14 protein-coding genes are annotated in these 22620 nt (G+C 40.9%); 3 read left to right on the top strand and 11 right to left on the bottom strand.

The window, feature by feature from the left end; all coding sequences use genetic code 11:
* Window positions 1-73: 73 nt before the first annotated feature.
* The 6 genes from LVD16_RS12480 to LVD16_RS12455 form a co-directional block, all read right to left on the bottom strand.
* Complete coding sequence (locus LVD16_RS12480; protein WP_233774278.1) at window positions 74-2050, bottom strand: calcineurin-like phosphoesterase C-terminal domain-containing protein; 1977 nt, start codon at window positions 2048-2050, stop codon at window positions 74-76.
* Window positions 2051-2057: 7 nt separating this feature from the next.
* Window positions 2058-3281, bottom strand: a complete 1224-nt coding sequence (locus LVD16_RS12475; protein ID WP_233774277.1) for a BACON domain-containing protein — start codon at window positions 3279-3281, stop codon at window positions 2058-2060.
* A 29-nt stretch (window positions 3282-3310) separates the two neighbouring features.
* Window positions 3311-4876, bottom strand: a complete 1566-nt coding sequence (locus tag LVD16_RS12470) for a SusD/RagB family nutrient-binding outer membrane lipoprotein (protein ID WP_233774276.1) — start codon at window positions 4874-4876, stop codon at window positions 3311-3313.
* A gap of 13 nt (window positions 4877-4889) precedes the next feature.
* Window positions 4890-8474 (bottom strand): SusC/RagA family TonB-linked outer membrane protein, encoded by a 3585-nt coding sequence (locus tag LVD16_RS12465; RefSeq protein WP_233774275.1) that lies wholly within the window; start codon window positions 8472-8474, stop codon window positions 4890-4892.
* Window positions 8475-8613: 139 nt separating this feature from the next.
* Window positions 8614-9543: a FecR family protein gene (locus LVD16_RS12460; RefSeq protein ID WP_233774274.1), complete on the bottom strand. Its 930-nt coding sequence runs from the start codon at window positions 9541-9543 to the stop codon at window positions 8614-8616.
* Between the two features lie 149 nt (window positions 9544-9692).
* On the bottom strand, window positions 9693-10244 hold the full coding sequence (locus LVD16_RS12455) for an RNA polymerase sigma factor (protein ID WP_233774273.1): 552 nt from the start codon (window positions 10242-10244) through the stop codon (window positions 9693-9695).
* A 219-nt stretch (window positions 10245-10463) separates the two neighbouring features.
* On the opposite strand from LVD16_RS12455, the gene LVD16_RS12450 reads away from it, so the two are divergent.
* Window positions 10464-11129: a DsbA family oxidoreductase gene (locus tag LVD16_RS12450; protein ID WP_233774272.1), complete on the top strand. Its 666-nt coding sequence runs from the start codon at window positions 10464-10466 to the stop codon at window positions 11127-11129.
* 55 nt (window positions 11130-11184) lie between these two features.
* Here the strand turns inward: LVD16_RS12450 and LVD16_RS12445 are convergent, their stop codons facing one another.
* From LVD16_RS12445 to LVD16_RS12425, 5 genes are all read right to left on the bottom strand, one after another.
* A complete protein-coding gene (locus LVD16_RS12445) occupies window positions 11185-13434 on the bottom strand; it encodes a xanthine dehydrogenase family protein molybdopterin-binding subunit (protein WP_233774271.1) in 2250 nt (749 codons plus the stop codon).
* 1 nt (window position 13435) lies between these two features.
* The gene (locus tag LVD16_RS12440) at window positions 13436-13894 is read right to left on the bottom strand and encodes a (2Fe-2S)-binding protein (protein WP_233774270.1); all 459 of its coding nucleotides are present in this window, start codon (window positions 13892-13894) and stop codon (window positions 13436-13438) included.
* A 50-nt stretch (window positions 13895-13944) separates the two neighbouring features.
* Window positions 13945-14583 (bottom strand): cytochrome c family protein, encoded by a 639-nt coding sequence (locus tag LVD16_RS12435; RefSeq protein ID WP_233774269.1) that lies wholly within the window; start codon window positions 14581-14583, stop codon window positions 13945-13947.
* A gap of 344 nt (window positions 14584-14927) precedes the next feature.
* On the bottom strand, window positions 14928-15671 hold the full coding sequence (locus LVD16_RS12430; protein WP_233774268.1) for an SDR family oxidoreductase: 744 nt from the start codon (window positions 15669-15671) through the stop codon (window positions 14928-14930).
* 140 nt (window positions 15672-15811) lie between these two features.
* On the bottom strand, window positions 15812-18790 hold the full coding sequence (locus tag LVD16_RS12425; protein WP_233774267.1) for a PA14 domain-containing protein: 2979 nt from the start codon (window positions 18788-18790) through the stop codon (window positions 15812-15814).
* Between the two features lie 283 nt (window positions 18791-19073).
* On the opposite strand from LVD16_RS12425, the gene LVD16_RS12420 reads away from it, so the two are divergent.
* Window positions 19074-19640, top strand: a complete 567-nt coding sequence (locus LVD16_RS12420) for a helix-turn-helix domain-containing protein (RefSeq protein WP_233774266.1) — start codon at window positions 19074-19076, stop codon at window positions 19638-19640.
* Between the two features lie 762 nt (window positions 19641-20402).
* Window positions 20403-22616 (top strand): heavy metal translocating P-type ATPase, encoded by a 2214-nt coding sequence (locus tag LVD16_RS12415; RefSeq protein ID WP_255697930.1) that lies wholly within the window; start codon window positions 20403-20405, stop codon window positions 22614-22616.
* The last annotated feature ends 4 nt before the right edge of the window (window positions 22617-22620 follow it).

The raw sequence follows: 22620 nt of genomic DNA, 5'->3' as shown, positions 1-22620 counted from the left end.
TTCTTTCTTAGAATACAAAAGGCTACAGAATTTCTGTAGCCTTTCACTAATTAAACGTATTTAATCAAACAAACTATCTTATATCATAACTGAATGCTTTCGGCCTAACCATACTCTCAGTGTAGGTATTACCAAAGCGGTCTGTTACTTTTATTTCTAAGGTAGAATCAGGCGCTGAAGCTACTGCTTTAAATAAATGAGCAGTTTCTGTGGTAGTAAAAGCACCTGTTGGTGTGGCTCCCGCATTGAGTCTCAGTGCATCATACGAGATGATGTGCAAAGGATCTAAAGCATAAACCCTGTCAACACCCAGCTTGTTACCGTTTTCAGAAACCTCTATTTTCCATTCACTATCATAGCCCCAGACATTGATAAGCACCTCATTACCAGAACTTTTCTGTGCATAAGGTCCCGCATAAGGCTCAAGTAAACTATCAGACGATTTAGGAGCAAATTCGGCTGCGGTAATATGAACCTCATTTAGGTCATAAGCCCTAAACTGATAATCTTCTCCATGGCCAATGCCTTTGTACAACCACTCGATATTCTGGCCATCCATTTTCCAAATGCCATAGCCACCAGGGCTTCCATCTTTGCAGATGTGGTTTCCGGCATAACCATTCTTCCCTGTCCACCACCACGTAGCGCAAATAGCAGCTGTATTATGCTCCATCACATTTGATTCCTCCTCCACTGAGTAGTTAATGTGTGTGTGACCTGTGAGGACATGAACTGTGGAGAATTCTTTTAAGCTATTAATCAAAGAACCACCATTTGAAAGATCAAGTGTATCAACCTGATTTCCATTAACATCCAAAGTTGGGTTTTTATACAATGGAGTATGAGTGGCTATTACAATTGGAGTACTCTTATCTGTAATGGTTGCCAGATCCTTCTGCAGCCATTCCATTTGCTCCGAAACGATTTTCTCATTGTAATTTCTACTTCCAATTACTCCTTCTGATCCACCGGAATTAAGATATTCCACATCATCTAACACCACATAGTGTACTTTGCCCAGGTTGAAAGAATAGTAGGTCGGACCAATGATATCTCTATATTTGGCCTCTGCTTCCCAGTCATTATTAGCTACATAAGGATCATTATCATGATTACCTATGAGGTTAAAAACCGGACAAGCCAGCTTATTCATGTATGGAAGATACTCTTGCAGTCCAAAATTGTTATTATACCAATACAGATCCCAGGTAAGGTCACCAAGTGTTAACACATACACCTTGGTGCCATCGGCAGCGTATTTATTGATTGTGGCATTTACGTCAGGCAAGACCTTATTGGTAAACTGATCCAGGTCATTATTACGGTTGGCCAGGTGCCAGTCAGCCATAGTAACTACCACATGCTTTTCATTATTTGCCTCTATCAATGAGAAATCCTTTTGTTCTACTGTATTTACAGCATTGCTCAGTCGCTTAAAAAACTGCGGTGCATTGCCGTCCGTTACCACTTCATAATTACCAGGCACTGAGATAAATACAAAGCCTGTTTTCTTTTGTGAAGGCAAATAATACCGTCCTTTATCATCTGTAGTGGTCACTTCATAACCATCTGAAACCACCACTCCGGCAACACCTACACCATTACAATAAACAAGGCCTTTCACAGTCATTCCTGCTTTATCAGGAAGATCTACATTAGCAATGAGATTGATTAGCACTCCTCCTAAAAACAGGCTTTTAGCCCCCCTGATCACGGTTAGGTTATAATTTCCAGTGCTAATTCCATCCGGCAAAAGGAACGTTACAGTGGTATCTGTCACTGAGATAACAGTGCTTGTAAAAGCACTGTTATCTGCAGTTTTCATTTCTATTTGGTCTCCGATTTTAAAACCCTTTCCCGTGAGTGTTACCTCCTGACCGGCTGTAACATCAAGTGTTGAAGGAATAGATACACCACTGATATTAAGCACATTATTCTCATCGATCACATTATCCTTCTTGCAGCTTACAAAGCCAAAACCCAAACCACTTAAACCATACAACGTAGTTAAACTACCAGCTTTGATAAACTTTCTTCTTGTTTGATCCATCTCTCTTTTATTCAACTATTTCAATCTTTATATCATCAAGGAATATGCGGTTCTTACCCTGCCCTATGCCACTCAACTCGTAGGCACCTCCAAGAAATTGCACTTGTGTATCTGAAGTGGCTCCTGTAATGGTAAATGTGTAGCTCCTGTCTTCTGCCCAGATATCATTCACCACCCCTGCTTCATCCTCAGCCTGAGAGTTAGGGATATTATCAATCTGCATTTGAGCCACGCTAGCTTCTCCTGCTCCCAAGGCATTGATCACTAAAATTCTGTCATCAACATTTCCTCCTGCTGAGATATAAGCGGCCGCTTTGAAAGTAACCTGAAGGGTTACGGTGCCTTCGATTGGCAATTTTGGAGAAATCATATCTCCTCCATAATTGGTTTTACCCAGCTTCACAAAACCCTGGCGAGCGTAGACAATTTGCTGATTAGAAGACACTTCTACCGGGGTACTATACCAACCACGATTTTTTTCCTCTTCAGTCCACGAGTCATAGCGTTTCTCCCCAGAAGTAACATAAGGAATGGCATCACCATAAGACAACCAGCTGAAATCCTCTTCCAAAAGCACACTTCCTCTTGACTGAGTAATGGACACCTCTTGAGTTAACGCAGGAAAATCCGGGGAGCTCACAGTAAGCTTCACAGTTCTCGCGTCTTTAGCGTTCTTATTGGCTACCAGAGTAATCTGTGAGTCAGTTACATCCGTTTCACTAATCCAATTATTTTCTTCAATGGTGTAAGTCCATGCTATATTGGCGTCTATTCCCACATTAAGTTCGCCACCTGCAGCAGGTACTGTGAAACCATCTTCTGCATCTATAATAGTAATGTAAGGCATATTGGCCACCTGCTCCACTAAAAATAAAACCGGCTGTTCCTGACCATCTACCATGAAAGAAAAACTGGCATTACGAGCGTCTAACGTTGCATTTGGATCAACAATAAATCTAAAAATTCCATCATCTTCTCCCTCAGCTGGAAATGGTTTCACCCAATCCGCATCACCTTGTGCCACCACTTGCCATGGCCTGTTAGAACGAACTACATAACTTTTTGAAACACCTTCCACGCCTACTGCTAAACCAGTAGGGTTGTCTTCAATGGTAAAGTAGGCTTCACCCTCTGTACTATCATCATCAGAGCAGGAAACGAATAACAGTGAGCTTATAGAAAAGATGAACATCATCATTTTTCCAATGCTTAATATTCTATTACTTGTCATTTGTATGTCTTTTTAACTTGATCAATTGATTATTGTCCAATGGCTTGCTTACTCCACCATACTGGTGTTTTCATATTGTTTTCACCACCCATATTTTGCAATGCAGCCTGTGCATTATCACTATTGGTAGCCATGGTGGTAGTAGGATAAGCGAACCTGGTTGGCAGCGTATAATCATTATACACGGTACCCTGACCTATAGTGAGCTCAGGAAACCCTGTTCTTCTGTATTCATGGTAAGCTTCCATGCCCACCCAGAATAACGCCAGGTATTTCTGATTACCGATAAGCTCAGCTTTATCGCCTGCGGTGTCCCAAGAGGCCAGATCAGAGGAAAGGAATGTGCTTATATCTTCAGAGGTAACAGCCACAGGCACCTCACTATATGTACCAAACTCAGACCATTTTTCTATAGAAGCAGTAACGGCCTGCTCATAATATTCTCTGGCGGCAGTCTCACCACCTGAGATATATCCTTTCAATGCAGCTTCAGCCAAAATAAACTGAACCTCAGCATAATCCATGAACCATCCTGGAGCATCGGCTCTACAAAATACAGCTGCATTTAACCATGAAGAACCTCTATTATCTGTCCCTTGATTTTCCTCAGTACCACCTGATACTGTTCCAATCCAAATGCCGTCAGGATTAGTATCTAAACTTGGGTTTTTCTTCCCAATTATGGCTAATCGAGGGTCTTCATATACCTGAGATCCATCCGTTTCAGTAACTACCGTCATCTTGATTAACTGCTCGGTAAGCTTACGACCAGAACTGGTGAAGTCACCTTCATTAGACAGCGCAAACTGATTTCTATAAGGATCAGATCCTGAGAAGATTACGGTAGCATTATCATCATTAGAAGTGAAAATAGGATACCTATCCGGATTGCTGAGCATTTCTGTCATTTTACTACCAACTCCCATTTCAGACCTGCCACTTACTCTACATAATAACCTTAAATACAGTGAGTTATTGAACTTTCTCCAGCTTTCCATAGATCCGCCATACATGCCATCAAGTTCTGGTTTTCTGAATTGAGGGTTTGAGGCATACAGCTCATTGGCAGCTTCTAGCTCAGCAAACATTTGCTCATAGACCTCTTTCTGTGAATCAAATTTAGGCTTGGTAGTTCCTCCAGGCTTGTTTGCAGTAAAGGCTTCAGAATAAGGAATATCGCCAAACATATCCGTAAGGTTAGACATATAAAGCACCTTTAAGGTTAGTGCTACTGCTTGTAAAGATTCATCTTCCTGCTCTACGCTGAGGTCATACATGTGCACAGCATTGTTAGCATATCGGGCGTAAAAATTCCATACACTTTGCCAGTTACCATCGCTGATAAAATATCTATGCTCTTGTCTGGTAGTACCTCCTGTGAAGGCGGTAAACTGAATTAATTCATCATTCCAGAACCAGGTGTAATTTAACCAGCCATTAGCTCCATTATAAAGTAAGGGCTCAAACATACCCGTAGCCTGAATTTCACCTACAGTAGTTGTATTCGGGTTAGTGTTTGTATCTTCAAAATCGGAGGTACAGCTTACAATAAAAGCCATGAGCCCGATGGTGAGTATTCTCTTTAATATTTGCATGTTGATGGTATTATTAAAATGAGAGTTGAACATTGAAGCCATATGAACGGGTCATAGGAAATGACATGGATTCGATTCCTTTATAGATGTTAGAACCGTTTAGCATACCTGTGTCTGGATCATACTGAGGAAAGTCTGACAGGCAAAAAACATTAGTAGCAAAAACACCCACTGAGGCGTTTTGTAGAATGCCTGTTTTTTGACAAATGGACTGCGGTAATCTGTAGTCTAACCTTAGTTCTCTCAACTTCAGATAAGAGGTACTGAAGGTATTCATCTCCGTATTATTCCTATTCCAGATATAGGTGTTATAGTAGGTCTGAATGCTGCTGGTTACAGTATTGTTTTTCTGATAAGTAACATTTCCATCTGCATCTGTGCTTACATTTACACCTTCATGCACAAGGCCGTCATATCTGCCTTCTAATGAATTCTTTAGCTTACCCTGATAGGAAAGTGCGAAGTTGGTTACAGAAAAGGCATGTCCGCCTACCTGACCGGAAAATACGGCTGACAGTGTAAGGTTTTTATATCTGATGCGTTGAGTCATGCCTGCTCTCCAATCAGGATTAACCTTCCCTATTCTTCTATCGGGCGCCTCATCTAATACAGGGTATCCATCAGAGTTAACAATATGCATACCTGAAGCATCTACCTGGTTGCCATTTTCGTCAATATAGAATGCACCTTCAGGTGCCCTCTGAAAACCTCTACCATAGATAACATGCATCTCCTGACCTACATAAGAATACACATAGGTTCTGTTACCAATAGTGGTACCCATGTCTGTTTGTAGCGGCTCTTCAGGATCCCAACCATCTTGTAAGCTCACTAGCTTGTTGTTATTCTTTGACCAGTTTACATCAAAAGACCATTCAAAGTTTTTCTTTCTTACAGGCACAAAACCAGCGGCTATTTCAATACCTTCATTTCTGATTTCACCAGCATTGATCTTCATTCCCGTAGCACCCGTAACCTGATCTACATTTACTGATACAATCTGGTTTGTAGTAGATGCATAATATTTAGTAACATCAAATGAAATGCGGTTTCTAAATAGCTTTCCGCTTACACCTACTTCCCAGCTTTCTACGTTTTCAGGCTGAATCTCAGGATCAGGAATAGTACCCGGAAGCACATAACCACCAGGGAATGAAGTGTTTCCGTAATACTGATCTAATGAATAAGGATCTGTGTCATTACCTACATTAGCCCATGATAAGCGAACCTTTAAAAGGTCTACCCATGAAGCAGAAGTGTGTAAATCAAATAGCTCATCTAAAAGCACACTACCCGCGACCGAGGAGTAAAAATATGACCAGTAACCTCTGGCCAAAGTACTAGACCAGTCATTTCTACCTGTGATATCCAGATAGTAGGTATCATTCCAGCTCAAAGAAACTAAACCATACAAACTGTTCACCACCTTCTTACTTCTATAATTGTAAGGATCAGGATTTACGCCTGGAGGAAGGTTATTGGTATGGTAAATCCCCTCTTCTCCTAATTGCTCCAGCGTTATTTTACTGTTATAATACTTACTCACCCTGTTGTTTCCGCCAGCCATTATCGATAGACCTAAACCTTCCAGTAAGTCATCATTCTGATACCTTAGCATGAAATCATTATTGTTTTCAAACCTTCTCACACTTTGCTCTCTATAAAAGCCATTCTGATATCCTGCCGTGTAAAAAGGCTTTCTCTGTGTGCGGAATTCATCTGACCAATCAAGACCAGAGCGTAGATCCAGGGTTAAGTTTTTCAAAAGATCAATACTTAAAGTCATGTTACCCAAAACACGATCTTTATCCTGAGTGCTTAGCTGCTCATAAAGCGTTCTGTAAGGGTTGAAAGAGTTCGCTGAAGGGAAAACTAATCCTTGGCCATTTTCTCCCTGAGCCGACCAGTTAGCATAATTATAGCGACCTTCGGTATACTCATTCTCCCAGTCTTTCATGCTGTTTACATTGAAGCCCCACACTAAAGAGTACATAGGATTTACCTCATCATAGCCACCCCCAGGCATGTTGTCACTTTGCTTATGGTAGTAGTTTACCTTGGTACTAAGGCTGATCCTGTCTGTAACAGGTGTTTTAAGTGCTAATGATACAGTTTGACGATCGAATCCTGTATTAGGCAATATCCAATCATTGCTATAGTCAGTAACAGAAAAGCGTGTAGAAGTACCTTCACCGTTGTTTCCGCTGATGGTGATGGTATTATTAGTAGTTACACCAGTTTCAAAAAGGCCTGTGTACCAATCATCCTGATACTGCCATGGCAGCTTTGTGAATTCGCCTGTTTCCCAATTTTTAGAAGCATATAGATACCTCATTTCATTAGAATCAAACTTTTCACCGAAAGTGTAGCGAGAATAGTTTCTGGATACCGGCACTCCGTCAGGAGCCATATCCTCAGATATTTCCCAGAGTGAATACTCTTGAGCTCCTCTATCAGATCCATTTCCATATTCTGTCTGAAAATCAGGGAAATAACCAGCGCGCTCAAAGCTTACTGAGGAGTTAATCGTCACTCCTATTCCTTTTTTCTTTCTGCCTGACTTTGTAGTGATAATGATAGCACCATTTGCTGCCCTTGAACCATATAATGCTGCTGCAGCCGGACCTTTTAGCACTGAAACAGACTCAATATCATCAGGGTTAATCTCACTGGCAGCATTACCAAAATCCACAGGAGCATCGGCCTGAGCATAGTTAGAGACGTCTCTTGTTGCTGTCATGCCTGAAGAAATAGGCACCCCATCTACTACGAATAGCGCCTCATTGCTTCCATAATTCAAAGATTGATCTCCTCTTAAGGTTACACGAATAGAACCGCTGGGACCACTACCCGCCTGAGCAAAAAACAGGCCTGGCACCTGGCCAGACATATTATTTAGCCAGTTTCCTGTGATTGAATTTGATAGTTCTTTCCCTTCAACTTTGGCTACAGAGTATCCCAAAGACTTTTCTTCACGAGGAATATTCAAAGCGGTAACCACCACCTCATTGATCATCTCTGTCTTCTCGTTAAGTGTTACTGAGATCAGACTTCTATTGGCAATGTTTTCTTCATGGCTATCCATACCAATGTAGGAGTATACCAAAACACCATATGCAGGAGCAGTACCCAGAACATAGTTACCCTCTACATCCGTAGTAGTACCTTTGGTGGTACCTTTTATTAGCACAGTGGCGCCTATCAAGGCCATTCCATTGCTGTCAGTAACTTTTCCTTTTATGGTATTCTTCTCTGACTCATAGCCTTCTTTCATTTTTACGGATATGACATCATCATTAATATCAAATAAAATCGGAGACTGATTCTGAAGAGATTTAAGGATTTCAGAAACTGGTTTCTGCTTGATATTCAATGAAATAGGGTGTTCATAATTCAAAACATCATTTGAATACACCACGGCGTAATCTGTTTTATCCTCAATGAGCTTTAAAACCTCAGAGAGCTTTTTATCCTTAATTTGTAAATCAATTATGCCCGAACTATTTTGGGTCTGAGCACTGAGGTTAGATATCACTATTAGAAGTAAAAGTATTACTCCGATCCAACCTTTTCTAGAATTAATGGTTGATAATTGCATTTATTACAATACCTTTAAACTGGTTAATATTTTATTTTGCTTAATAAGATTTGACTCGCTCGAAATCGACTGGCCTTGATTTCGAGCTCTTTTTTTCTGGTAATTCTTTGCTACATAGGCAATTCTTTTTGGGATCTGGTTAATCATTTATTTTGAGATATATCTGTCCGTTAGACTCAATAGAATATTGCACTCCATATATGAAGCTTAAGCTTCGAAGTACGCTTTCAATGTTATCATCATAGTAGCTTCCGGTAATTAAGAGCTGCTGATCTGCTGGGTTTGACAAATGGATTTTCACCTTACTAAACCTTCTATTCAGAGTGCTTACCACCTGGTTTAGATCAGCCTGATCAAACACTATTTTCCCATCTTTCCAGCTGTAGTAGTCTTTCGCATTTACTGAGGCTGTAATGGTTTTATTATTTTGATAATAAACTCGTTGATCTTTTGTGAGAATCACGCCTTCTGAGGTATTGAGATTATCAACGCCCACCTTACCAGACCGCACAGTCACAGACGGACCTTCGCCGGCATAATCAGATACCACAAAGCGAGTACCCAGCACACGGGTATTCATGTGCTCACTTTTTACTATAAATGGCTTGGAAGGATTACGTTTTACTTCAAAATAAGCTTCTCCCATAAGATGAATCACACGCTCCTCTTCACTAGCCATATCCTGCACATAGGAAAGGGTGCTTCCAGAATTTAGATACACAGCACTGGAATCTGGAAGCAAAACTTTGAGCTGTTCCCCATTATGAGAGATGACCTGAGTCATATCAGGCGTTCGGTTCAGAAAGAATATAGCAACATTGGCTACGATAGCGAGCGCCCCAACTGCAGCCACCAGCATAGCACGTCTTTTCGATCTCTCCTTATAAATTGTTTGTTGAAAGACGCTTTTACTCAGTCTTGCCTTCAACATTTCATCCTGATAGACCTTGTCCGAAGACAGCCCGTCTTTTTGAGATTGATTAAAAAACTCATCGATAGCTTTCTGCTCCTTTTCCTCTGCCTTACCCGCGGCATATTTGGCAAAAAACTCTCTTATTTTATCTTCCATTGAAAGTACTTTTATTCATCGTTTCAATGACATAGTACCTTCATTGCTGTTTGCACCTACGCGCTAAATCACATTTAACTAACAGATAATCTCTACCCGGAAATGGGAATTTTACATTAATAGAAAGGAAACATTAAGGTAATAAGCCGCTATACGAGGGCCACACCTACTGTGGTAGCTACTAAAACCACACTGGCCTGCTGATTCACTGAAAAACGTAATAATTTCAGTGCCTTATTCAGCTGATTTTCAACCGTGCTCACAGAGAGGCCTAGCTCTTCTGCTATTTCTCTGTTGTTATACTGATGATAAAATCGGAGTTCAAAGACTTGCTTGCATTTGGCTGGCAGCAAGACATCAGCCTTATTAGCTATCTCACTCACAAGCTCTTCTGTCTTTTCTCTGGTAAGATCTATATTATAATGGTTGAGTATATCCATGACAGTGTCTAACTGCACATGTGTAAACTTATTCTTTTTGAAATGCTTAGCACACTGGTATCTCGCAGCCTGAAGAAGATAAGCTTTAGGAGTTTTCAAATCAAGATGATCGAAGCGATTCCAAACGTCAATGAATATTTCCTGAACGATATCTTCTGCCTGTGCCTGATCTGAAATGATGTTATACACGTAAGCGAACACGTGGTGCCAGTGTAGATCATATAGGCGCTTAAATTGTGATTGCTTAGTGTTGTTTGCCATGTGAAACTTCTCTCAAGGTTATTACAAAGCTAGCCGAGTTACCCATTCTGAGAGATGTAAGTTTATTAAGTTATTGTGATCTTTTTCTATCAACCTGCAGATTCATATTTTATCTTTTTATAAGATGATTACCGCTAAACCCGGAGCTCTGAACTCCGTTTACTATCATTAGCCCCAGCATTAAGGGCTAGTAAGAATAAACAAAGCAAACAAATAGATATGAGTACAAGCACATTAGATAAAAAAGTGAAAGTGGAGATCTGGAGCGACATTATGTGCCCCTTCTGTTATATAGGTAAGAGAAAATTTGAAGCTGCTTTAGCTCAATTTGAGCATGGTGATGCTATTGAAATAGAATGGAGAAGTTACCAGCTGGATCCGAGCATTCCCGAGGACCTCAATTTTGAAGGAAATGTATATCAATATTTGGCAGATGCCAAGGGAATAAGCTACGATCAATCCAGTCAGATGCATGAGAATGTGGTGGCTATGGCCAAAGAAGTAGGATTAGATTACAATTTTGACATAGCCAAAGTGGCCAATTCTTTTAAAGCACATCGTTTGATACAATTAGCTAAAAAACAGGGCTTAGGTGATGATATGGAAGAATTAATGTTTAAATCTTACTTTACTGAAGGAAAAAACCTGGGGGAAACTGAAGTGTTGGTTGGCCTTGGTAAAGAGGTTGGTCTATCTGAAGAACAGGTATTAGAAGCTTTAAATAATGATGAATATGCTTATCAGGTGAAGCAAGATATTCAGGAAGGTGCACAATTAGGATTAAGAGGCGTCCCTTTCTTTGTTTTCAACAGGAAATATGGAATATCAGGAGCACAACCGGTGGAAGCCTTTCTTCAAACCCTTGAAAAGTCGGCTGGAGAATAGAATAGTTTAAAAAAGGCTTACTCAAAAGTAAACTTTTGAGTAAGCCTTTTTTATTTTACATGATCAGCTCTTGCTCAGCCTCCATAAATGGCTGATTGTAATACCGCTTGCCAGTGGCTTTATAAAGTGCATTGGCCAATGCACCTATAGCCGGTGGAAATGGCGGCTCGCCTAATCCTGTAGGATCAATATTGTTTTTCACAAAATCAACCTGCACATCTCTTGGTGCATTATAATTTCTGATCAGTTTATACTTATCAAAGTTCTTTTGCTCTGGCTTACCATCTTTGAAGGTAATGGCGCTATACATGGCATGTCCCAGACCGTCCACTGTGCCACCTTCCATCATATTAGATGCAGCTATTGGGTTGACCACGATACCGCAATCTACAGAACAGTAAACCTTTTCAATGATTGGTGCATCATCTTCCATAACTACGTCTACCACATTGGCTACGTAGCTGTTATGGCAGTAATAAGCGGCTACTCCTCTGTTTTTAGAAGTATCACCCTTCTTCCAGCCAGCTTTATCTCTAACCAGCTCTAATACACCAGCATAGCGGGCTGCATCATAGTCATTGTTCTTACCTACAGGCTTATTCTTTGCTCTTTCCAGCAGCTCCAATCTAAATTCTATAGGATCTTTTCCGGCTGCTTCAGCTACTTCATCAAGGAAAGCCTGCTCCACACCACCCATAAAGTTAGATCTTGGTGCTCTGAAGGCTCCGATGGTAATATTGGTTGGTGTGTCCCATTGTTCAGCCAAATAGTTATCCACCGCTCCGGCAGGAAAACGATTAGCAAATAGTGGGCTTTCTGGTATACCTCCGGCTCTAACCTGGAAGGCTACCAGATTATTATTTTCATCTAATGCCGCTTTATAATAAGCATGATATGCCGGACGATAAATACCGAAAGTCATATCATCTTCTCTATTATAGATCAGCTTTACCGGCTTTTGCAGCTTTTGTGAAATGACAGCTGCCTCCACCAGGAAGTGGCCGTAAAGCCTTCTACCAAAACCACCACCCATACGAGTCATCTGAATATCAATTTTCTCTAGCGGGAGCCCTAATCTTTCAGATACTGTTTTCTCCATAAACTCAGGAGTCTGTATAGGCCCTACCAAGTCCGCCTTATCTGCCGTTACATTGGCAAAGAAGTTCATCGGCTCCATAGTACTGTGAGCCAGGAATGGCGCCGTATAGCTTCTCTCTATTACTTTAGCTGCCGTTTTAAATACCGCTTCAGGGTCACCGTCTTTACGTGCTTCCTTTGCCGATTTAAAACCCATCTCCCTTAGGCTATTCTGGTGCTCTGTAGAGTTTTCCAGGCCTGCAGGCACCTTACGAGTTTCCTTATTGCCGCCAAATCCTTTGGAGGTAACTTCATAAGTATCAAACTTTTCCCATTCAGCCTCGATCGCCTTTTTAGCTTTCATCACCTGCCAGGTGGAATTACCCACCACTACTATCAATTCCGGAAAGGCAGTAATATCAAATGGCCCTTGCAGATAATCATCTTTGTAAAGATTAATAGTGAAGACATCAGTAATACCTGGCATTGCTAACGCTTTGCTCTTATCAAAGTCTTTGAGCTTCAAACCAAAAGCCGGTGGGTGAATGGTCATGGCGATCAGCATTCCATCCTCCTTATAATCTAAACCAAAGAGTGGCTTACCAGTAACTATATTCTGACCATCTACATTAAGGGTAGATGATTTGATAATTTTAAAATCCTTAACATCCTTCAAGTCTACCTCTTCTGGCACCTTGATTTCAGAGGCCGCTGAAGCCATTTCACCATATCCGGCAGACTTACCACTTTTAGCATGAGATAGTTTGCTCATGCTTGAGGAGATCTCCTTCACTGGCACTCCCCACTCTTTTGCTGCGGCTTCTTTAAGCATCTGCTTAGCTGTAGCTCCAGCCATTCTCAAGCCTTTCCAGCCCTGTCTGATACTTTGACTACCACCAGCTATCTGGCGAGTGTATAGGTCAGTATTTAGAGGAGCCTGCTCCACCATTACCTTTTTCCAATCTACATCCAGCTCTTCTGCTACAATCATAGGCATGGAGGTTTTTACATTCTGGCCTATCTCTGGGTTTGGAGAAAATATGGTTACATCACCATTAGTGGCGATTTTTATGAATCCATTAAATCTGAATACTCCGTCTATTTCTTCTTTAGTTTTCTTTCCGGCAAGTGACGGCATCCAGCTAAACTGCAGCATAAGTCCTGCTCCACTGGCTGTGGCCACCTTTAAGAAAGATCTTCTATTAAAATGTGTTTTAATTTTAGCCATATTACATTTCTTTAGCTGCTGATTTAATTGCTCTGTTTATTCTGGTATAAGTACCACAACGGCAGATGTTACCGTTCATAGCTCTTCTTATCTCTGCATCAGAAGGGTTAGAATTTTGAGCTAATAATGATGCGGCACTCATGATCTGTCCTGCCTGGCAATAACCACACTGAGGCACATCATGGTCCAACCACGCTTTTTGCACTGGGTGATCTCCATCTTTGGATAACCCTTCAATAGTGGTGATCTCCTTATCTCCCACCACTGCTATAGGCATAGAGCAAGCTCTTACAGCATTACCATCCATATGTACTGTGCAAGCACCACATTGAGCGACGCCACATCCGAATTTCGTCCCTACCAAGTCCAGAGTATCACGTAGCACCCATAATAAAGGGGTGTCTGGGTCTACATCCACCTGATGCTGGCTACCATTTACTTTTATGTTGTATAATGCCATAGTTGATAGATTTAATATTTTATAAGTTACTTAAAATCTTGTTTGATATATTATTCTGCAGGAGCATAAGCACCCGTTTTAATCCATTTTAGCCATTCGCTCTTCCACTCTTCGTAAGTTAATGGCGGTGGCATCCTGTTTCCACCCATGGCCCAGCCAGTTTTTACCAGCGTATCATTGGCGTGCTCTATCAGGTCTTCCATAGACTTGTGACCATTAAGATCCGGGTTCACTAATTGTTTTGCTAACTCATGCGCCGACTTACCTTCAAAAACCATTTTCATATCTGCTGGAGGTAAATGCCAGTTAGGGTTAGCAGGTGGTGTATTTTCACCCGGTACGCTCTTACTGTGATGACAGTTAGAACATTGCATAGCATACAATCCTTTGCCATCTTCACCGCGCTGAGGGAGCATGGTATGTATATGGCTGTCGTTTCCTTGTAAAGGAACATCTCCAGATGGATGACAGTTCATACAACGAGGGTGCATAAGCACCTGATACACTTTATTGAAAGCTTTTACTGAGGCTATGCTGTCTTTCTTTTTACCCAGCTTCTCACGATATGTTTCCACATCTGAAGGCTTTTCGGTAACAGTTAAAGCAGTAGCCACAAAACAGATAATAGACAGGACCAGCAACATCTGCAAACGAAATGTTCTTGCTGCCTTTTTTGAGGATAATCTCATGAAATTTTGATTTAGATTAATTATTGGGCTACCATTTTCCCCTCTACACCCTTCTTCCACCTCATCCAATAGCACTTTTTATACTAACTGCAATCCCCTAAATGTTGTTTCAACTTCAATTAAAGAATTTCTCTAACTAAATATACGAGTAATGAAAGGCAAGCCCTTACAATTATCAAACAATTAGTTATGAATATCACGTATTAGTTGATGAACACTCAGGATTACTGTTTCTACGGTTAAAATAATTGGTTCTTACCTTTAAAATGTTGAATAAAAAAAGGTTGCAACAAAGCAGAAAATAACCACTTCACTACAACCTCTAAATCTGCTTGGTTTAAAGCTTATAACTTTTGCTTCGTCGGCCTATAAAGTACCTCATTGATATCTACATCTTCCGGCTGGCTGATCATATAAGCCACCGCATGCGCAAATGAATCTGCTGAAATGGCATTTTCAGAATAGAATTTCTTGATGTTTTCAGCTACATCATCAGCTGTAACGCTATCTGGCAGACCAGTATCAACAGCTCCCGGGCTTATTACGCCTGTTCTTATATTGTAAGGTTTCACCTCTTTTCTTAGGGCTTCAGAAATTACCCTCACCGAATACTTGGTAGCTGAATAAACCGCTCCACCCGGATTGATGGTATGTCCAGCTACAGACGCCACGCTAAGGATCTGCCCTGATTTCCTTTCTTTCATATGCGGTAGGGCTGCTGCTATACCATACAGCACACCTTTGATATTGATATCAATACAGCTGTCCCAATCATCAATTTTGAGATATTCTAATGGTGAAAGAGGCATAATTCCGGCATTATTTAAGAGAACGTCAATCTTTCCAAATTCACTTACCGCTTTATCTACCAACTTCTTTACCTGATCCTTATCCGTTACATCTGTAGTAACAGCTATGGCCTTTCCTCCTTTATCATTGATCTCCTTAGCTAACTTCTCTATTTTATCTGTGCTGCGGGCCCCTAGTGCCACGACAGCTCCTTTTTCCGATAAGTATTCCGCCGTTATCTTTCCAAAACCACTGCTAGCACCAGTGATCACCACTACTTTTCCTTTTATATTTTCCATTGGTTAGTCTTTTTATTTTCCTAACAAGGAAACTACAGAAGTGATCAGATTTTTTTGAAATTAATTGTGATGCCCTAAATGAAAAAAGCCATCCCAGATCTTCTCCAGGATGGCCGTTCACACGTATAAATAAAACTAAATCATTGCTTAATAAACCTGTAAGTGAACTCCTGCCCATCTACCGTGAGTTTCAGCATATATAGTCCAGGCATGAGATCTCCAACCGGGACCGAAGTTCCTTGCACTTGCATTACACTTGCGCCCAACCTATTATAAATCTGAAGCTCCGCATCATGCTTTAATCCTTTAATATTCAGAGTTTCATCGGCTGGATTAGGGTATGGTAAAAATGAATTTTGATTCAGGCTTTCTATACCAGTTGGTGTTTCTGGCTCTGGTTCAGGATCAGGGTCTACCGTCTCTTCGGTATATAATTGCGACTGTGGCACTATCTGACGAATCTGTGAATCACTGGACCATTCAAACTTGATATTGGCCCCACCATAGTTTTCAAAATATTCAATTTTAATATCATATTGTTCACCGGCTTGTAAGGCAATTTGTCCAGTGTAAGTAATATCCCAGTCATCTAACCACTTATCTATTACCAGTGAGTCATTTACCCAAAGTCTTCTACCATTATCACTGGTGAGATAAAACGTATAGGTTTCAGAATAATGTGGCTCTATAAATCCCGTCCAGCGAATAGAGGCCGTATCAATACCTACACCTTCCATAGGTGAGCCTCCACCCCAGTTAAAGTTAATTTCCGGATCCACTCTGGAGCCTACATAATTTTGGAAGTTCATGCCATTATAATATTCACCGACAAGGCCATCACCGTTTCCCGTGAGACCCCGCACCTTTAGAGAAGTGGCTTTATTATCCCAATTTTCACTATTAAGACAACTATTATCTGACTTCACAATGATAGAGTTTCCTCCAAAATCATCATCTTCATAAAGCTCCATTTCATAGCCTGTGTTCAACTTTAAAGAAGAAATCTCATCAGAGCCAACTCCCAGGTTTTGTAATTGTGCCGCAGTGTAACTACCTATTGGCAATGGAATTTCGTCTCCTGCATAATCACAGTCAGTGTAAACATGCGCCACCGGATCATTTATGGGATCGATGGGTAAGCCATTTGCCTCTCTGATCAAGTGAAATATATGATCTGGACGAACCACTTTATAGTTGTCACCCAGAGAATTCGCTACGTTTTTAAAGCTGGTTGGTGTAACTCCCTGCCATGGCTGTGCCTGAATAATTAAGAATCTCGGTGAGTTACCATCCCAATTCTGACTTCCTCCGTTGATATGATCCTTCATAGCCTGCTCATTAGTACAGTAATTACAGGCCAGCGCCATTCCTGGTAGCGTATTTTTATATACAGTAAGTCCGCCACCCGTGTTTTGAGCGGTTAGTCCAAGTAAAGACGGCGCATATTCAGCATAGGCATCTCCAGACTGCTGACTGATACCGCCCACTATAGTATTCCAAACTGTAGTTACGTTAAACCCAGCTTTGTTATTATATTCGTCGGTTCGAGCCGCAAACTGCTGTAAATCTTCAAGATCAGTCCAGTAATTAGGATACGTATAGCCATAGCCCGAAGGACCAGAAATGAGGTTATCATTTTCAGTAGAGCTATCCCAGTAATAATTTAAAGCACCAGGCATAGCATCGACCATAGCTGGTGATAAAGTCCATCCAATCGGCACTCGGCCACGGTCGGGGTTATTCCATAACTTACGCATCAGGTGCTCTACAAACTGCAGATTATCACCATCGCTCAAAATAAAAGCCACATAAATCTTATTCTCCAACTCAGGCTTTACAGGCATCGGCTTCTTTCTTATTTCTCTATCAAAACCGCTATGCATGGTCAGGTTAGTGGCATAATCACTGGCAATGGTAGAAATACCATACAAAGACCCTCTTTCAACACCAGGGCCTTCTTCAGGCCACCAGCCCATATAATTAGCTTCATCCGGCATTGAAGCAAGAAAATCATTCAATAGCTCACTCTCACCAGAGACCTTAGGGTCTAACCAAATCACTGCCATACCCAGCGCTGACGCATATTCTCTTAAAGATGCCTTATGAAAATTAGGACTCAAGCCTACCAGCACTCTATGATCCATATTAGGCCAATAAGTGTCATATAACTCCTGATAAACCTCTAGTTTACTGTTAAATTGTCCTCTTAAATCTGTGAGTATGGGAAAATTATATGGCTCAGAAGTTAGTTTAGATAACAGGCCAGGAGAGGCAATAATGGCATTTTGATCTTCAGCCAATGTAGTGGCTAAATTCACGGTATGTATTTGAGCTGGATCATAAACAATAAGACCATCTATTTCCTCTTTATACTTATCAATGAGATCCCAATTGTTGTCAATTTCATTGTAATCTAACTCCAATGACTGCAACCAGGTGTATCTCCCTTCAGCAAAAGCATCTCCTTCGTAGGAAAAAATTCGCGGCTTGGTTTTATTAACAACTCCTTTCAACGAGGCAAATAAATACATCTCTGCTGATGATTGATTTTGCTGTAATGATACCCAGTCTACTTTTGTATAAGAGGTTCCTTCCCAAAATACTCTAAGCTTTAAGTCGCTGCCTCCATTATCCCAATAAAATGGCATAGTAAAGTTGGCATAAATACCTGCCTGCGGAAATTGCATTCTGGTAATAGTTGAGTCCTTTATTACTTCACCCAGCGTAACGTCGTATACTTCCAAAGTGGCTATAGGATCATTATTAGCAGTGATATTATCCACCTTGATTCTAAATTCTGCCACGTTCGGCCCTTCAAACAATTGGTAAGAAGGGCTGATGACCATGTATTCATTAGCGGCATCTATCCCTGTCTGACATAGCCAGCCATCACCATCATTTCTTCCTGTATCATGCTGGGTATCGCCGCCCTCAGCCTGCCATTGCGATGAAGATTCACGTAAAATAATTAAGTCCTGAGTCTGCTCAGGTGCAGGAAAAGACGGCAGCAGCTGATCCTCTGGCCAGCTGATCTGAGCCATGGAAGGTATGCTCCATATGGTTGAAATGAAAATCAGCAACAATACCGATTTCCAATAAGTAGTACATTTTTTTATCATGAGAATAGGTTTATAGGTTAAGATTATCTTCGCATTACATAGTTAAAGTGATACATTTAGTCTTTTTCAGACTATCATTACGTAGCTTATGAGAAGGCTTTAGATTCCGAAATCGATTTCATATTTCCTGCCAAAATAAGGCTACATTTAAAAGAGATAAATTAAAGGAAAACCTCACCAGTTTGAAATCATTAATTTTTGACTTTTTCTTTATTTTTAGCTCGCTAAATCTATTTACTAATTGATAGTAAACCTGTTACGTTGTTAACTCGTTTATAAAAAAATGGCATCAACACTTTATATAAAAAATATGGTTTGTCCACGATGCATTGTGGCGGTGGAAAATGTACTGCAAGACATGCAACTGCAAGTGCAAAAAATTCAGTTGGGGCAGGTAGATTTAGAGAAGGAGATTACTGAAAGTGATAAAGAGAAACTAAAGGTTAAACTTGAGCAAGTGGGCTTTGAACTCTTGGAACCAGGAAAATCGAGCCTCATTTCCCAAATCAAAAGCCTGATCATCAACCAAATACATCATAACAAAGTAGCCTTACAAGAAAACTTTTCCACCTACCTTTCTGAGCAACTGCATCATGAATACTCCCACCTCAGTCGCCTTTTTTCATCAGTGGAAGGCATTACTATTGAAAAATTCATCGCCCGACAAAAGATTGAAAAAGTAAAAGAATACCTATTTTATGATGAGCTTTCCTTATCAGAGATAGCCTTCAAAATGAACTACAGCAGCGTGGCCTACCTCTCTACCCAATTCAAAAAAGAAACCGGCATGACCCCCACCGCCTTCAAGCAAATGCATAAGCCCGGACATAAGAGTTTAGATGGGATTTAGGATCTCACCTCACGCAACCCTCTCCTCAAGGAGAGGACTTTACCCCCTTCTCCTTGAGGAGAAGGGCTGGGGATGAGGTGATTAAAAGCCACGGAGATTACTCAGCTTCTTGTCATTTCGACAGCAGGAGAAATCTTTGAAGTTAGAAGCTCAAGCCTATGCTGAGCTACTCAATAAACAGACCTCTCCTACCTTCGAGAAAACATTCAAAATTAGAAAGACCAAACTAAAACCGTTCGGAAAATCTCTTGCTGCCCAGTCGTGAGATGCAAGAAAATTGAAAAACAGGTTTATCTCAAGTCCCTAGTGGCAGCTATGATCTATGAAATAATCCAGCTCTCGGAAGACCTTGCAGCAAGAAAGACTTTTTTGTTACTTTTTTGGTCGATTGCAAAAAAGTAAAGTAACCGAGCTATGAAAAATGAAAGAAGTTAGCCCAACGTGAGCAGTTTCGTTGGTGATAACACACAACGAAGGCGGGATTGAGAGTACTTATCATCCATCACCATTGGGTCATTTCGACAGCAGGAGAAATCTATGTGGTTAGAAGCTCAATACTATGCTCAGCTACTTAATAAATAGACCTCTACTACCGTCGAGGAAACATTCAGAGTTATGAATACTGAATTAATTAACTAAAACCGTCACAGACATCAACCTCAAACAAAATATCATAACACCAACACAAAATACTATAATACATTTCCTCCTTGATCTGTTGATCTTTGTAGCATAAGTTTAAAAAAAGAAGTCACGGAAACATTGACATTAGATCATAAAACAAAAAAAGAGACCTTTCCAGTAGAAGGCATGACCTGTGCTTCATGCGCTTCGAGTGTGGAATCTATACTATCTCATACTGAGGGTGTTAAAAACGCCAGCGTTAACCTGGCTTCTAATTCTGTTTTGGTAGAGTATGATGAAAAAGTACCCAGTGCCAACTTAAAAGAAGCCTTGCAGGGTGTGGGCTACGACCTGATTATTGATGCAGAAGACCCAGAAGAGGCCCAGGAAGAAGTACAACAAAGACATTATCATCAAGTAAAATTCAGACTCATCTGGTCTGCTCTATTTACTATTCCTATTGTGGTAATTGGCATGTTCTTCATGGATTGGGAGCCCGGAAAATATGTATCCTTAGCGCTTACTATTCCGGTTTTATTTTATTTCGGACGAAGCTTTTTCATCAATGCCTTTAAGCAGGCAAGACATGGAAAAGCCAATATGGATACCTTGGTTGCACTGAGTACTGGTATTGCCTTTGCCTTTAGTGTTTTCAATACCTTCTTTCCTGAATTTTGGCTTAGGCATGGCATACCACCTCATGTTTATTATGAGGCTGCCGTGGTGATTATCACCTTCATTTCTTTAGGAAAATTATTAGAAGAAAGAGCTAAATCAAACACTTCAACGGCCATTAAAAAGTTGATGGGCTTACAACCTAAAACTGTTATGGCTATTATTAACGGTTCTGAACAAGAGATTTCTATAGCTGAGGTTAAAACTGGATACACCTTGATCGTTAAGCCAGGGGATAAAATAGCGGTAGATGGTTCTGTAACAAGTGGACATTCCTATGTAGATGAAAGCATGATTACTGGTGAACCTGTACCTGTAGCTAAGGAAAAAGGTGAGAAAGTGTTTGCAGGTACTGTAAATCAAAAAGGCAGCTTCCAGTTTACCGCGGAAAAAGTAGGCAGAGAAACCCTGCTTTCTCAGATCATAAAAATGGTGCAGGAAGCCCAAGGCAGCAAAGCGCCTGTTCAAAAGCTCACTGATAAAATCGCCGGCATATTTGTTCCGGTCATCATTGCTATTTCCATTGTCACATTTATCACCTGGATGATCTTAGGTCAGCAAGATGCTTTTACCCATGCGCTGCTTACTTCTATCGCGGTTCTGGTTATCGCCTGTCCTTGTGCGTTAGGTCTTGCAACACCTACAGCCATTATGGTTGGCGTGGGCAAAGGCGCTCAAAACAACATACTGATCAAAGATGCAGAAAGTCTGGAAATGGCTCATAAGGTAGATACTGTGATCTTGGACAAGACAGGCACTATTACTCAAGGCAAGCCTACAGTTGCCGATATTAGGTGGCTGGATGAAACTCAAAAATCCGTCTTATTAGCCATCGAATCACAGTCAGGGCATCCTTTGGCGAGTGCTGTGGTTAATTATTTGAAAGATGCTCAAGTGAAATCTTCTATAATTACTGAGTTTGAAAGTATCACGGGAAAAGGTGTAAAAGCAAAGAGTGACAGCGGACAAACATATTATGTTGGAAGCCAGCGTTTGATGAAGGAATTGAGCATTTCTTTAGATTCATCACTACAAACTTCTATTGATCAATGGCAAAATGAAGCGAAGACGGTCATTTTCTTTACTGATGAGCAGCAACTGCTAGCCGTTATCACTATTTCTGATCAGATTAAGGAGAGTTCTGCTTCTGCTATTAAAAAACTAAAGGAAATGGGCGTAGAAGTGTTCATGCTCACTGGAGACAACCAGCAAACGGCACAGGCCGTGGCTAATCAGGTGGGTGTTACAGACTTCAAAGCAGAGGTATTGCCATCCGACAAAGCTGACTTTGTAAAAGAGCTCCAGCAAAAAGGGAAAATAGTAGCCATGGTAGGCGATGGCATTAACGACTCCCAGGCACTAGCCCAGGCAGACGTGAGCATAGCCATGGGGCACGGATCAGATATAGCCATGGACGTAGCTAAAATGACTTTGATCACCTCTGATCTGGAGTACATTCCAAAAGCCTTCAAACTATCACATAAAACCGTAAAAGGGATTAGGCAAAACCTATTCTGGGCGTTTATCTATAACCTGATCGGTATTCCCATTGCCGCTGGTCTGCTCTACCCTATTAATGGATTTTTATTAGACCCTATGATTGCCGGAGCAGCCATGGCTTTTAGTTCAGTATCAGTAGTGCTGAACAGTTTAAGATTAAATAGTATTAAATTATAAAATT

Origin of the sequence: Fulvivirga ligni (genome assembly GCF_021389935.1) — a bacterium.
GTDB lineage: Bacteria > Bacteroidota > Bacteroidia > Cytophagales > Cyclobacteriaceae > Fulvivirga > Fulvivirga ligni.
The sequence above is the reverse complement of the archived record's forward strand: the minus strand, read 5'-3'. Positions and strand labels throughout refer to the sequence as shown.